General features: G+C 70.8%; 13 protein-coding genes. 6 read left to right on the forward strand and 7 right to left on the reverse strand.

Going from position 1 to position 12,994, the window contains the following annotated elements; all coding sequences use genetic code 11:
• Positions 1–144 precede the first annotated feature (144 nt).
• The 6 genes from DAERI_RS14895 to DAERI_RS14920 form a co-directional block, all read right to left on the reverse strand.
• A complete protein-coding gene (locus DAERI_RS14895; protein WP_103130227.1) occupies positions 145–486 on the reverse strand; it encodes a hypothetical protein in 342 nt (113 codons plus the stop codon).
• A 16-nt stretch (positions 487–502) separates the two neighbouring features.
• Positions 503–919: a type II toxin-antitoxin system VapC family toxin gene (locus DAERI_RS14900; protein ID WP_103130228.1), complete on the reverse strand. Its 417-nt coding sequence runs from the start codon at positions 917–919 to the stop codon at positions 503–505.
• The gene (locus DAERI_RS14905) at positions 916–1,257 is read right to left on the reverse strand and encodes an AbrB/MazE/SpoVT family DNA-binding domain-containing protein (protein ID WP_103130229.1); all 342 of its coding nucleotides are present in this window, start codon (positions 1,255–1,257) and stop codon (positions 916–918) included. Before DAERI_RS14905 ends, DAERI_RS14900 begins: the two co-directional genes overlap by 4 nt.
• 113 nt (positions 1,258–1,370) lie before the next feature.
• Positions 1,371–2,450, reverse strand: a complete 1,080-nt coding sequence (recA, locus tag DAERI_RS14910; protein ID WP_103130230.1) for a recombinase RecA — start codon at positions 2,448–2,450, stop codon at positions 1,371–1,373.
• Positions 2,447–3,184: an RNA 2',3'-cyclic phosphodiesterase gene (gene thpR, locus DAERI_RS14915; RefSeq protein WP_103130231.1), complete on the reverse strand. Its 738-nt coding sequence runs from the start codon at positions 3,182–3,184 to the stop codon at positions 2,447–2,449. Before thpR ends, recA begins: the two co-directional genes overlap by 4 nt.
• Positions 3,181–4,386, reverse strand: coding sequence for a CinA family nicotinamide mononucleotide deamidase-related protein (locus DAERI_RS14920; protein WP_103130232.1), 1,206 nt, complete (start codon positions 4,384–4,386; stop codon positions 3,181–3,183). Before DAERI_RS14920 ends, thpR begins: the two co-directional genes overlap by 4 nt.
• A 270-nt stretch (positions 4,387–4,656) precedes the next feature.
• On the opposite strand from DAERI_RS14920, the gene dnaX reads away from it, so the two are divergent.
• The 4 genes from dnaX (at position 4,657) to DAERI_RS14940 (ending at position 9,658) form a co-directional block, all read left to right on the forward strand.
• Positions 4,657–6,930, forward strand: a complete 2,274-nt coding sequence (gene dnaX, locus DAERI_RS14925) for a DNA polymerase III subunit gamma/tau (RefSeq protein ID WP_103130233.1) — start codon at positions 4,657–4,659, stop codon at positions 6,928–6,930.
• A 217-nt stretch (positions 6,931–7,147) separates the two neighbouring features.
• Positions 7,148–8,797, forward strand: a complete 1,650-nt coding sequence (locus DAERI_RS14930) for a glycoside hydrolase family 10-like protein (protein WP_439952255.1) — start codon at positions 7,148–7,150, stop codon at positions 8,795–8,797.
• A 28-nt stretch (positions 8,798–8,825) separates the two neighbouring features.
• On the forward strand, positions 8,826–9,314 hold the full coding sequence (locus tag DAERI_RS14935) for a flavin reductase family protein (protein WP_103130235.1): 489 nt from the start codon (positions 8,826–8,828) through the stop codon (positions 9,312–9,314).
• Positions 9,315–9,388: 74 nt separating this feature from the next.
• Entirely contained in the window at positions 9,389–9,658 is a 270-nt protein-coding gene (locus DAERI_RS14940; protein WP_103130339.1) for a hypothetical protein, read from the forward strand.
• On the opposite strand, the gene DAERI_RS14945 is transcribed toward DAERI_RS14940, so the two are convergent.
• Positions 9,621–11,444, reverse strand: coding sequence for an ABC transporter ATP-binding protein (locus DAERI_RS14945; RefSeq protein WP_103130236.1), 1,824 nt, complete (start codon positions 11,442–11,444; stop codon positions 9,621–9,623). The genes DAERI_RS14940 and DAERI_RS14945 overlap by 38 nt on opposite strands.
• 61 nt (positions 11,445–11,505) lie before the next feature.
• Between DAERI_RS14945 and DAERI_RS14950 the strand changes: the two genes are divergently transcribed.
• The gene (locus tag DAERI_RS14950) at positions 11,506–12,459 is read left to right on the forward strand and encodes a CobW family GTP-binding protein (RefSeq protein ID WP_103130237.1); all 954 of its coding nucleotides are present in this window, start codon (positions 11,506–11,508) and stop codon (positions 12,457–12,459) included.
• Between the two features lie 21 nt (positions 12,460–12,480).
• Positions 12,481–12,945: a PaaI family thioesterase gene (locus DAERI_RS14955; RefSeq protein WP_103130238.1), complete on the forward strand. Its 465-nt coding sequence runs from the start codon at positions 12,481–12,483 to the stop codon at positions 12,943–12,945.
• Positions 12,946–12,994 lie beyond the last annotated feature (49 nt).

A 12,994-nucleotide genomic window follows, 5' to 3' on the forward strand; every position in this document is an offset into this window, starting at 1 on the left:
CGGGTGGGGGCTTCTTCTTCGGGTGGGTTGTCGATGCGTCCCGTGTGGAGGCCCCACCCGAAGCGTGTGCCCAGTCTGCGGCGGGAGCGGGGACGGCGGCATCGGCCAAAAGGGGGAGGGGCGGGGTAGGGGAAATGGCGGGGGTCAAAGGTCGGAGTCGCGGAGCGTACCGCGCAGGCGCTCGGGGTTGAAGTCCTCGTCCTGCGGGGCGTCCTCGTAAAGGCCCAGGACACTCTCGCCCACCGTGTCCTGAATGCGTTCCAGCTTGAACTCCTCGTCACGGGGGACGTTTCTGAAAGTAGCCATCGCGCTCACAAAGGGCTTCCCCTCGGCATCCCTGCTCGTCTCGCACACTCTCCACACCGCCACGACCTCCCCGTCTGGAAGAGTAACGAACTGCTCCTGCCCGTTCAGAACTAGCCTGAGCAACTCGCCAAGTCGTGCCTGCGACTCGGCGTAGGGCCAGATGTGGGGCGTGGGCCTCATGGATTCACCTCATGCTTCAGATCGTGACGATATTCAGCGTCGGGAAGTCGCCAAAGTCGGCAACATTGAGGGTAAAGAGCCTGTCCGCGTGGTGCAGGGCGTGAGCACCGATCAGGAAATCGGGCAGGATGGGCTTGATCCCCCTTGGCCCGCCCGCACGCTTCCTGGCGTGATGATCCGCGTTGGCCCGCCCAGCTTCGGCCCAGGCATCTATGCTCATGGCGGGATCGAGCATGACCCCTGTGGCCTGGAGAAACGAGTCGATGAGTGAGCGGGGCGTGTTGTGGCGGGCGTGGAGCTCGGCATAGACCACGCCACCGATGACCAACGGTCCCTGGGCACGGAGCGTGGTGAGAAGCTGCGCCACGACGGTTGCCTTGATCGTGCTGTCGAGCAGTTCGCTGATGACGTTGGTATCGAGGGCCGTTTTCAAGGCTTACGGTCCTCGGTGGTGGCAAGGCTGAGAAGTTCACCCATCCGGGTGACGCGCGCACCGGGACCACTCCGCAAGATGCGCAGTTCTTCGTCGCTCATCCCCTCGTGTCGAGTCTCACGGATGAAGTCCTCGGTGGTGTACCCTTCGGGAAGTGGAGCAGCACCGACCCACGCCAGGAAGGGATTCTCCTCGTCCCTCTTCGGGCGAACGTGAACGCCCTGTTCGTCCATCACGAATTCGATCTCGTCCCCCTTGCCGACGCCCAACAGCTCGCGGACCTCGCGCGGCAGAACGACCTGCCCCTTGCTGCTGACCGTGGCCGTTTTGGTTCGCATGTCTCCCTCCTGGCTTACATCATAGCTACAAAGGTAAGACAAGGCATCGCATCCAACAGGAAACGCCCCCACCCATCTTCCGGGCAGGGGCGCTCTCCGTCTGCTCTACAGCCTTATTCCGCCACGGCGGGCACGCTCGTCACGGCGGCCACGTCGCCCGTGCGGCCTTCCTTGATGGCGGCCAGCACGCGGTCGCGGATTTCCTGCTCCATCTCGGGGCGCTCGGCGATGTAGGCGATGGCCTTTTCCTTGCCCTGGCCGATGCGCTCGTCGCCGTAAGAGTAGAAGCTCCCGGCCTTCTTGATGATGTCCATGTCGGCCGCGAGACCCACCAGGTCGGAGAGCTGGTCGAAGCCCTTGCCGTACATCAGGGTCAGCTCGACCTCCTTGAAGGGTGCGGCGACCTTGTTCTTGACGGTCTTGACCTTGACGGTGTTCGCCACCGCGTCGTTGCCGAGCTTGATGGGCTGGCCGATCTTGCGGACGTCCAACCGCACCGAGGAGTAGAACTTCAGCGCGCGGCCACCCGTGGTCGTCTCGGGGTTGCCGTACATCACGCCGATCTTCTCGCGCACCTGATTGATGAAGATGGCGGCGGTGCCCGTCTTCGACAGGATGGCGGTCAGCTTGCGGAGGGCCTGGCTCATCAGGCGGGCCTGGAGGCCGGGCAGCGAGTCGCCCATCTCGCCCTCGATCTCGGCGCGGGGGGTCAGCGCGGCGACCGAGTCGACCACGACCACGTCGATGGCGCCACTTCTGACGAGGAGTTCCATGATCTCCAGCGCCTGCTCGCCGTTGTCGGGCTGCGAGACGAGGAGTTCGTCGGTGTTCACCCCGAGGCTGCGGGCGTACACCGGGTCCAGGGCGTGTTCGGCGTCGATAAAGGCGCAGGTGCCGCCCGCCTTCTGCGCCTGGGCGATGATGCTCAGGGCCAGCGTCGTCTTGCCGCCCGACTCGGGGCCGTAAATCTCGGTGATGCGCCCGCGCGGAATGCCGCCCACGCCCAGCGCGAGGTCGAGGCTGAGGCTGCCGGTGGAGACGACCTGCACGTCCAGCTTGCTCTCGGCGCCCAGGCGCATGATCGAGCCCTTGCCGAACTGCTTCTCGATCTGGCTCATGGCCGTCTCGATGGCCTTGGTGCGTTCCTTGCTGTCGCTGGGCGTGCCCAAATCCTTGGTACTTTCCTTGCTCATGGCGTCTCCTCGGTGGGGGAAGTGGTCAGTGGTGAGTGGGGGGTGGTTGGGGGCACGGGCTCTTCGCTGGCTGCTCCCCTAAAGCGAAAGGTGCTCACGGTGTCGTAGATCGGGCCGGTCTTACGGAGGGTGCTGCGGATCAGCGCGGCGTTCCCCGCCTGCCAGCCGAGGTCGAAGGTGAGGGGCGAGAGCCGGGGCGCGGGGCCTTTTTTGCGCGCCAGCGTGACGTGCGCCTTGAAGGGGAGGTCGTCGGTTTCGAGCCCCAACTCCTTGATCCCCGCCCGCAACCCGGCGGCCAGTTCCGTCAGCCCCTCGGCCTCCACCTTCACGAACCAGACGCGGGGGCTGCCCTCGTTGGGGAAGTAGCCGGTGCCGCGCAGGCGGATGGGCGTCGGTGGGACGTCCTTCGTGAGCGCCGCCCCCAGCCGCTTGAGGTCGTCCACGCGCCCTTGCGGCACGGCGGGCAGGTAGGCGAGGGTGATGTGAAACTGGTCGGCGCGCACGGGGCGCCAGTTGCCGCGCAGTTGCTTCTGCGCCTCGGCCAGGGCGGCGGCCACGTCGCTCGGCACCTTGAGGGCGTAGAAGAGGCGGAGGGTGCGGTCCTGCTGGGAGGGCGCGGGGCGCGGGGTACGGCCGGTGGGGGAAGAGGTGACCTCCGGCGTCTCGATTTGAGGAGCCTCCTCCACAGGCGGCGCGGCGGGGCGGGGCGTCTTCCTGATCTTCGTGCGCGTCATGCCCCCACCTCGGCGGGACGCAGGGCGCGGTAGGCCAGGGCGAGGGCGGCGACGGCGGCGCGCTCGCGGATCTGGGCAGCGTCGCCGGGCCAGTTCAGGGCGGCGACCTTCTCCACGTCCCGGCTGCTCAGGGCCACGTAGGTCTGCCCGGCCCCCTCGCCGCTCGGGGTCGTCACGACGGCCAGCCCCACGTCCGCCCCGAGGTGTTCGCGCGCCCCCGCCGCGAGTTCGCGCGCCGCCGCCTCGCTCACCACGCCCTCGTCCCGCAGGGTGACGGGAGTGAGACCCAGGGTAATCAACCGCGCGTGGTTCTCCGTCACCGCCGCATCCAGAAAACCCGGCTCGTCGGCCAGGAGGAGGGACAGGGCACCCCCGCTCCCGGCCTCGACCACCCCGAGGGTGCGGCCCCCCAGCCTGCGGGTGACGGCCCCGGCGAGCGTGTCGCCGTCCTCCCCCCAGGTCCAGCGGGCGAGGGCGCCACGAACTGTTTCCAGCACGGGGGCGGCGAGGGTGCGGGCCTCCTGCTCGGTCGGGGCACTCGCCGCCACGCGCACGTCCACGCCCGTCTTGCGCGCGTAGGTGGCGACGCTGGGGTTGGCGGTCTTCGTCAGGTCGCCCAGCAGCTCCGCGATGTTGCTCTCGCCGATGCCCTGGGTGTGGATGGTGACGGCGAAGAGGGCCTGATCGGGCAACGGCAGGCGGGGCAGCACCTGCTCGCGCCACATGCGGTGCATCTCGCGCGGCGGTCCGGGCAGGGCGACAATAAATTTGCCGTTCGTCCGCACAAACCAGCCTGGCGCGGTGCCGACCGGGTTGGGCAGCGCCTCGGCGGAGGGAATCAGCCACGCCTGCTTGCGGTTGACCTGCGGCATGGTGCGGCCCCGCGAGGTGTAGAGCCCTTCCAGCCACGCGAGCAGGTCGGGGTCCTCCGCCGGCGTCTCGCCCAGCACCTCAGCAATCGCCTCGCGCGTCAGGTCGTCGTCGGTCGGCCCCAACCCCCCACCCACGATCACGAGGTCGGCGCGGGAGAGGGCCAGCCGGATGCCTTCCGACACCCGGTTCAGGTTGTCGCCCAGCACGGTCTTGCGGTGCAGGGTCACGCCGCGCGCCGCGAGTTCCCGCGCGAGAAAGGCAGCGTTGCTGTCGACGATCTCGCCGAACAGCAGCTCCGTTCCCACGCTGATAATTTCTGCTAGGGGCATAACAACCTCGCCTGAGTATAGGGGATAGCGAAACAGGATGCCAGGGGGAACACGCCAGAAGTGTACGTCCACGCCCGGTGCGGCGGGTGCCGTTCCCCGGTGGTCGCGGCGGGTGGTTTCCCTCACCCCGTGCCCCGAGCGGCCCCGGTACACTGGGTGGGTGAAGAGGTCTGCGGTGAGTGGTGAGTGGGCAGTGGTGAGTGGGCCGTGTTTCCTGTCTTGCCCACTGCCCACGGACCACCTCCCACTTCCCGCCCCGAAGGGGCGCCCATGAGCGCCATCTACCAGCGCGCCCGCCCCATCCGCTGGGACGAGGTGGTGGGCCAGGAACACGTCAAGGACGTGCTGCGCGCCGCGCTGGAGCAGGGGCGGGTGGGGCACGCCTACCTGTTCTCCGGGCCGCGCGGGGTGGGCAAGACGACCACCGCCCGCCTGATCGCCATGACGGCCAACTGCACCGGGCCGCTCCCCAAGCCCTGCGGCGAGTGCGAGAGCTGCCTGGCGGTGCGGACCGGCTCGCACCCCGACGTGCTGGAGATCGACGCGGCGAGCAACAATTCGGTAGACGACGTGCGCGACCTGCGCGAGAAGGTCGGGCTGGCGGCCATGCGTGGCGGCAAGAAGATCTACATCCTCGACGAGGCGCACATGATGAGCCGGGCGGCCTTCAACGCCCTGCTCAAGACGCTGGAGGAGCCGCCCCCCCACGTCATCTTCATCCTGGCGACGACCGAGCCGGAGAAGATCATCCCGACCATCCTCTCCCGCTGCCAGCACTACCGCTTCCGCCGCCTGACGCCCGAGGAGATCGCCGGGAAGCTGGCGGGCATTGCTCAGCGGGAGGGCGTCACTGCGGAGGCCGAGGCGCTCCACCTGATCGGTCGGCTGGCGGACGGGGCGATGCGCGACGGCGAGAGCCTGCTGGAGCGGATGCTCGCGGCGGGCACGGCGGTCACGCGGGCCGGGGTGGAGGAGGCGCTGGGATTGCCGCCGGGCGAGCGGGTGCGGACGGTGGCGGGGGCGCTCGTGCTGGGGGACGCGGGCACGGCGATCACCGGGGCCGCCGCCCTGTACCGCGAGGGCTTCGCGGCCCGCACGATTGTGGAGGGGCTGGTCGCCGCCTTCGCTGACGCCCTGCACGCCGAGCTGGGGCTGGAGGGCGAGGCGCTGGAGGGGGCGGACGTGCCCCGGCTCCTCAAACTCCAGGCGGCTCTCGACGAGCAGGAGGCCCGCTTCGCCCGCTCGGCGGACGGGCTGAGCCTGGAACTTGCCCTGACGCACGCGCTCCTCGCCGCCGATAGTGGGGGAGGGGCAGTGGCGAGTGTGGCGGCCCCGGCCAGCGTTCCCGCCGACGTGACCCAGCGGTTAAACCGGCTGGAGAAGGAACTGGCGAGCCTGCGTGCCAGCGGGGTGAGCGCCGCCCCGGCCCCAGTGGGCGACATCCCCGCCTTCGAGCCGGGGGGACGCCGCACTCCCGCCTCCGCCACTCCTGAGCCTGCGCCCACCCGCGCGGCTCAAGCTCCCGCCCCCGCTGCCCCGCCCCCCGTGCAGGGCAACTGGGCCGACGTGACCCGGCAGGCGAGCATGCAACTGCGCGCTTTCCTCAAGCCCGCCCGCATGCACGCCGAACCCGGCTACGTCAGTCTCGCGTACGACGAGAAGAGCGCCTTCCACGCCAAGCAGGTCGCCTCCAAGTTCGACGAGGTGGCGGCGCTCGTGCTCAAAGTCTTCGGTCCGGTGACCTTCGAGTTGATCGCGCCGGAGGGCGGCCGCCGGGTGAACCTGGGCGGGCGCGGCCCGGACGGTGGGGGGGGAGGAGGAAGCCCCGCACCTCCGCTGCCTTCTGACCCAGCACCCTCTCCGGCCCGTGCCCAGCAGGCGGTGGAAGTGCCCGCCTTCGACCCCACCCCTCGCCCCCGCACAGCGGGAGGCACGTCGCGCGGCCCGGCCTTTGAACCCCTGGAGCGAACGCCCGCCGACCGCCTCGCCCCGCCCCGGGCACAGGCCTCACAGGTTCAGCCCCGCGCCGCCACGGCGACCCTCGACACACCCGCGCCCCTGCGTCCCGCCCCACCCCCCAGCCCGGACGACGTGGCCCCCGCCCCCCTGCCCGAAGCGGGCGCGGCCCCCTGGGAGGACCACGCGGCGGACCCGCCCCCCCCACCCGCCGACGCGCAGGCGGGGGACCGTGTTCCTCCCCCCGGCGCGTCGCGGGACCCCTACATCGTCGAGGCCATCACCGAGGAGCCCGCCTGGGGCGACATCGGCGGCGCGGTGGAAGGCCCACCCCCGACGTTGGAGGACGCCCCCTTCGCGGACGTGGTGCCTGCCCGGCCCAGCCCGCCTCCCCGGGCGCAGACCCGCCCTACGAGCCAGGCCGCTGCGTCCGCCCCCAACCGACCCGGTGACATCCGCGCCCACCCCATGTACGAGGAGATCAAGAGCCGCTTCTCGGGCCGCGTGCGCGAGATCGGCAAGAACCGAAACTCCCACCCGGCCACCGCTGCCGCCGAAGGGGATGAGGGGGAGGACGAGGGGGCGTAAGCCTGGGCAAGACGGCCTGCCTCCTCTTCTGTCCGCGCCGCAGGGCGTGCCTGTTCACCCCCACCCGGCCTCCCCCCTCAAGGGGAGGGGCTTTTGGTGCTGTTGCCGATCTCGTTTGACCGCTTGAAGGGCTTCGGGGCCTCGTCCCCGCCCCCGATACGTGAACCCGGGCGCTTCACGTTCTCCCCCCGCCGCTGCGCTACCCTGCCTCCAGACCGTGAAGACCTCCTCCCTCCCGCGCCTCGTCACGCTGCTGGCCCCCACCCTCTCGGTCCTGGCGCTCGCTTCCCTGGCAGCGGCAGAGGCCCCGGTGACGACTCCGGCCACCCCCGCCCCGGCGGCTCCGGCTGTGCCGTCTCCAGCCGTCCCATCCACGACGGCGCCCGTCACCGCAGCGCCGGTCACGGGAGCTCCTCCTGCGGTTCCTGTCCCGGTGCCTACCCCGCCCATCAGCACCCTGCGCGGGCTGTGGGTGGACGCCTTCGGGCCGGGGCTCAAGACGCGCGCCCAGGTGGCCCAGGTCGTCGAGGAGGCCGCCGCGCTGGGGGTGAACACGCTGTTCGTGCAGGCGATTCGCCGGGGGGACTGCCTGTGCCTGCATTCCAGCCTGCCGCCGGTCACCGACGCCGACTTCGAGAAGAACTTCGATCCCCTGACCATCGTGACCCGGCTGGCGCACGCCCGGGGAATGCGCGTGATCGCCTGGGTGAGCGTGACGGGCGCGGTCAATGCCAAGGTGCCGAACAAGAACCCCCTGCACGTCGCCCGGCTGCACGGGCCGAACGCGGGCGCGGCGTCGTGGCTCTCGCGCCGCCCGGACGGCTCCTGGCAGGAGGGCCTGGACGGCTGGCTCGACCCCGCCATTCCCGCCGCCGCCGACTTCATGGTGGAGGGGGTGGTCAGCCTGGTGCGGAACTACCCGGTGGACGGTATCCAGCTCGACCGCATCCGCTACCCCGACGGGGGAGGGTGGGGCTACGACCCCAAGACGCTGGCCCGCTACCGCGCCGAGACGGGAACGCGGGGCACGCCCGCCCCCTCTGACCCGCGCTGGCAGGACTGGAAGCGCGAGCAGGTGACGGCCCTGGTGCGCCGCGTCGCGCTGGAGGTCAAGGCCCTGCGCCCGACCGCCTGGGTGAGCGCGGCGACGATCACCTATGGCCCCCCGCCCGCGCCCGGTGACCTGGCGGCCTTTCACAAGACCCGCACCTACGCCGACGTGCTTCAGGACTGGCCGACCTGGATGCGAGACGGCCTGCTCGACCTCAACGTGCTCATGAACTACAAGCGCGACGCGGTGGGCGACCAGGGGAGCTGGCTGGACGGCTGGAACGCCTTTGCCGCCAGCGTGCGCGGCAACGCGGAGGTCGCGGGGGGCACCGCCCTGTACCTCAACTCGCCCGCCGTGACCGCCTCGCAGGCGACCCGCACGGTGGCGTCGGGCCTGGGCTGGGTGGGGTACTCGTACCGCACGCCCACCCTGGACGTGTACGGCACCCGCCAGACGACGGGCGAGGGGCTCAGCGCCATCCGCACCGTTCTGAAGGCCCCCGGCGGTGCCCTTGCCACGCCGATGTCCTGGACTGGGCAACCGCGCAACATGCACGGCCTGCTGGGGCGCGTGGTGGGCACGGCCACACCTGGGGGCCGGACGGTAGAGGCCCTGCGGGACGGGCAGGTCATCGCCCGCACCGTGACAGACGGCGGCGGCCACTATGGGTTCCTGAACCTCGCCCCCGGTCCGGTCGAGGTGCGCGTCAGCGGCCAGCGCTGGGCCGAGCCCGTGCCGGAGGTGGGCGTGATCCGCTACCCCGACCTGCTCGTGCGGGACGTGGCGCCCGTGCCAGCGGCGAGCGGAAAGCCGTAAGGCCCGCGTCACTCGCTACACTCCCCCCATGACCTCCCCCGTTTCCGAAGGCATTCCCCCCTATGAGTTCCGGCAGACGCTGGGGCGCTTCGCGAGCGGCGTGACGGTGATTACGGCCACGGACGGCGAGGCGCGGCGGGGGATGACCGCGAACGCGTTCGTCTCGGTCAGCCTCACGCCGCCGCTGATCCTGGTGAGCGTGGACCACCGCGCCCAGATGCACGCGCTGCTCTCGCGGGAGGACGTGACGCGCTTCGGCGTCAGCATCCTGAGCAGCACCCAGCGCTACCTCAGCGAACACTTCGCCGGAAAGCCCGGCCCCGAGGAGGCGGTGCCTTGGTTTCTCCACGAGGGCCTGCCCCTGATCGGCGGCAGCGTGGCGCAACTCGTCTGCCGCAAGCAGGAGGCGATCGAGGCGGGCGACCACACCCTCTACCTGGGCTTCGTCGAGTACGCCCGCTACACCGACGACGACCCGCTGCTGTACTTTCGCGGCCAGTACCACGAGCTGGGGTGAGGTGGAGACGGCCCGGGAGCGAAGGCTTGAGCGTCCACGAGCCCCCGGCCCTCCGCCTTCTGCATAATCCCCCCGTGCCCTCCTCCCTCCTGCAACTCCTCATCGCGCTCGTCCTGGTCGGCCTGACGTTCCTGGTAGCGTACCCGCTTAACGTCGGGAGCGGGCGCAGTGTGGATGCACTCGACGCCTTTCTGCTCGTGTTCGCGCTCGTGAACCTGCGGCTGGGCTGGGCGGCGGCGAATGGGATGAATGGAGGCCGCGCGCCCGCCTGGTTCGTGGTGCTGGGGCTGCTAACGGCGGCGCTGATCACCTGGGCAATGATTCGCGCGCTGACACCGCGCTGAGGGTAGTCCTGTCGGGGGACGCGTCGGGAAGCGTGCCGTCGAGTTGCTGGGCCGCTCGTTCCAGCGCCGCGTAGGCCCCGTTCCGGGTTCGCAGGATGGCGGGAGGACCGTCCTCGACCACCCGTCCCCCCTCGATGACGATGACGCGGTCGGCCCCCCGCGCCAGGCTGAGGCGGTGCGTCACGATCAGGGCGGTGCGCCCGCGCATGAGGTCGTCCAGGGCGGCGACCACCAGCGCCTCGCTCTCGGCGTCCACGGCGCTCGTCGGCTCGTCGAGGAGCAGGACGGCGGGCCGGGCCAGCAGCGTCCGGGCGATGGCGAGGCGTTGGCGCTGTCCGCCGGAGAGCCGCACGCCGCGCTCGCCCACCACGGTCTTCAGCCCCTGTGGCAGAGCCCGCACGAAGTCGAGGGCGTGGGCGGCACGCAGGGCGTCCTCGACCTCCTCCGACGTGGCCTCAGGCCGGGCGTAGCGCACGTTCTCCAGCACCGTGTCGTGGAAGAGGAAGGTGTCCTGCGGCATAGTGATGGCGCAGGTCCGCAGGCTCTCCAACGTCACGTCGCGCACGTCCACCCCGTCAATCAGGACCCGGCCCGAGAGGGGGTCGTACCCCCGAGTGACGAGGCTGAGCAGGGTGCTCTTGCCCGCGCCCGACTCGCCCAGGATCGCCACTCGCTCCCCGGCGGGAATGGTCAGCGTCACGTCCTCCAGCACGGGCCGGGCCGGGTCGTAGCCGAAGGTCACGGCCTCGAAGCGCACCTCGCCGCCTACAGGTTTGGGGAGGGGCTGCGCGCCGGGCCGCTCGGTGACGCTGACCGGGGCGTCCAACACCTCGAAGACCCGGCGCCCGCTCGCCTCCGCCCGCTGGAGCAGGTCGCCGATATTCACGAGGTCGTCGATGGGGCCGTAGAAGTAGCGCCCGTAGCCCCGGTACGCGAGCAGCCCGCCCAGCGTGAAGTGCCCCGCCAGGATGAACAGCACTCCGCCCCCCAGCATGATCACGTTGCCGAAGTTCGCCACGAAGCGCGCCAGGGGAAAGGCCCGGTTCCGCAGGGCGACCGCCCGCACCTGCACGTCGTACAGCTCGCGCCCCAGGGCCTCCACCCGCCGCAGCTCGGCCCCCTCCCGCGCGAAGCCCTGCACCACCCGAATCCCGGCCAACCGGTCGGTGATCAGGGCGCTGAGGTCGCCCAGCCGCGTCCGCGCCGCCCGGTAGGCGGGCCGCACCGTCTTCGCGTAGCGCGAGAGCATCAGCCCGACCGCGAGCATGGGCAGGATGACGAGCACGCCCAGCAGGGGTTGCAGCGCGATGAAGATGGCCGCGACCCCGATCAATCGCAGGGCATTCGCCAGCACCGCGTCCGTCCCGCGCACGAGCACGTCCTGAAGGCCGTCCACGTCGCCCGTCACCCGCGCGATCAGGTCCCCGGTGCGCTGCGCCTCGAAGTACGCCGCCGACTGCCCCTGGAGCTTGCGGTACACGGCAAGCCGCAGGTCAAGCGTGAGCTGCTGCCCCGCCCGCTCCAGCAGCAGGCCCCGCCACGCGGAGAGGAGTTGCTGGAGCCCGAACACGCCCACCAGCAGCGCGAGTTGCCAGGCAATGTAGGTAAAATCCCGCGCAGGCAATCCCTGATCCACCACCTTGATCCACACCAGCGGCGGGTACAGCTCGGCGGCCACACTGCCCACCAGCAACGCCAGCCCGAGCGCGACGGTACGCCGGTAGGGGACGAGCAGGCCGTAGAGGCGGCGGGTCACGCCGGGCGAGGAGGACGGGGCGGCCTTCACCCGGGCAGGCTACCCCTCCTGCCCCCATCCAGAGAGGGGGCGAGCGCCCTATCCTGCCCGCATGACCGGTTCCCCTACCGCCCCCGATGAGCGCATTCCCGTCGTCGTGATCGGCGGCTTCCTGGGGGCGGGCAAGACCACGCTCGTCAACCACCTGATCCGCTCGCTGCCCCACAAACTCGGCGTGATCGTGAACGAGTTCGGGGCGACGGGCGTGGACGGGGGCCTGATCGAGCGGCTTCAGGACGACGTGACCGAACTTACGGCGGGGTGCCTGTGCTGCACCGGACGGGACGACCTGCTGCGCGCCCTGGTCACCATCGCCCTGCGCGAGCAGAAGCCCGACGCCGTCCTCGTCGAACTCAGCGGGGTGGCCGACCCGACGCCCGTGCTCACCACGCTGCTGGAACGCTCGGTGCGGGCAGCCTTCCGGGTGACCACCCTCGTCGCGGTGGTGGATGCCCGGCACGCCCTCCAGACCCTGCAAGACCATCCCGAGGCCGCGCGGCAGCTCGCCTACGCGAACGTGATCGTGCTGAACAAGACCGACCTCGCCGACCCGGCGCTGCTCGACCACGCGGAGGGGGTGCTGCGCGGCGTGAATCCCCTCGCGCGGACCGTGCGGGTGGAGCGCGGGCAGGTGGACGCCCAGGCCCTCCTCGCCCGCGACGACTTCGATCCGCGCGTGCTGGAGGACGCGGGGCCGGTGCGGCACACGCCGGGGCTGACCTCCTTCACCCTGCGCGCGGGCTCGCCCCTCGACCCCTACCGCTGGCAGCGTTTCATGACCGACTTCATCCTCTCGCGCCCCGCCGAGGTGCTGCGGGTCAAGGGCTTCCTGAGCCTGCACGGCTACCCCCAGCGCATCCTCTTCCAGGCCGTGCGCGACCTCTTCACCGCCGATGCCTGGGACGAGGCGGACGGGAGGACCGAACTGGTCTTTATCGGGCGGGGCCTGGACCGGGCGGAGTACGCGGAGGCGTTCGCCGAGTGCGGGGTGGAAGTGGCGACTTGAGGAGGCGGGTATCCTCCCCCCATGACCCTGCACCCCGACCTGAACCTGCCCTCGCCCGACGAACTGGGCACGCTGACCCCCGAGGAACTCGCCGCGCGCCTGCACGGCCTTTCGGGAACGTTGGGCACGAGGCTGGGCATCGAACTCCTCACGGCAACCCGGGAGCGCCTGACGGCCCGAATGCCCGTGGAGGGCAACCGCCAGCCCGCCGGAAGGCTCCACGGCGGCGCGAGCCTCGCCCTGGCGGAGGAACTGGCGAGCATCGGCACCTGGCTCAACCTGGACGTGCGCCGTCAGGTCGGCGTGGGTGTGGACGTGAATGGGACGCATGTGCGCGGGGTGACGAACGGCTGGGTGAGTGCCGAGGCCACTCTCGCCTACCGGGGCCGCAGCGTGATGGTCTGGACGGTCGAGGTCCGCGACGAGCGGGGCCGGACGACGACGATGGCCCGGTGTACCTGCAACGTGATCAGTCACGGGGGATAGGGGCGAAAGGCAGAAAGCAGCAGGCTGGAGCGAACCCCGGCCTGCTGCT

It is taken from the genome of Deinococcus aerius, assembly GCF_002897375.1.
Lineage (GTDB): Bacteria > Deinococcota > Deinococci > Deinococcales > Deinococcaceae > Deinococcus > Deinococcus aerius.

Bases quoted from the DNA above. Each gene is read 5' to 3' on its own strand.
- DAERI_RS14895 (WP_103130227.1), bottom strand. From the start codon at position 486: ATGAGGCCCACGCCCCACATCTGGCCCTACGCCGAGTCGCAGGCACGA.
- DAERI_RS14905 (WP_103130229.1), bottom strand. From the start codon at position 1,257: ATGCGAACCAAAACGGCCACGGTCAGCAGCAAGGGGCAGGTCGTTCTG.
- recA (WP_103130230.1), bottom strand. From the start codon at position 2,450: ATGAGCAAGGAAAGTACCAAGGATTTGGGCACGCCCAGCGACAGCAAG.
- thpR (WP_103130231.1), bottom strand. From the start codon at position 3,184: ATGACGCGCACGAAGATCAGGAAGACGCCCCGCCCCGCCGCGCCGCCT.
- DAERI_RS14920 (WP_103130232.1), bottom strand. From the start codon at position 4,386: ATGCCCCTAGCAGAAATTATCAGCGTGGGAACGGAGCTGCTGTTCGGC.
- dnaX (WP_103130233.1), top strand. From the start codon at position 4,657: ATGAGCGCCATCTACCAGCGCGCCCGCCCCATCCGCTGGGACGAGGTG.
- DAERI_RS14935 (WP_103130235.1), top strand. From the start codon at position 8,826: ATGACCTCCCCCGTTTCCGAAGGCATTCCCCCCTATGAGTTCCGGCAG.
- DAERI_RS14950 (WP_103130237.1), top strand. From the start codon at position 11,506: ATGACCGGTTCCCCTACCGCCCCCGATGAGCGCATTCCCGTCGTCGTG.
- DAERI_RS14955 (WP_103130238.1), top strand. From the start codon at position 12,481: ATGACCCTGCACCCCGACCTGAACCTGCCCTCGCCCGACGAACTGGGC.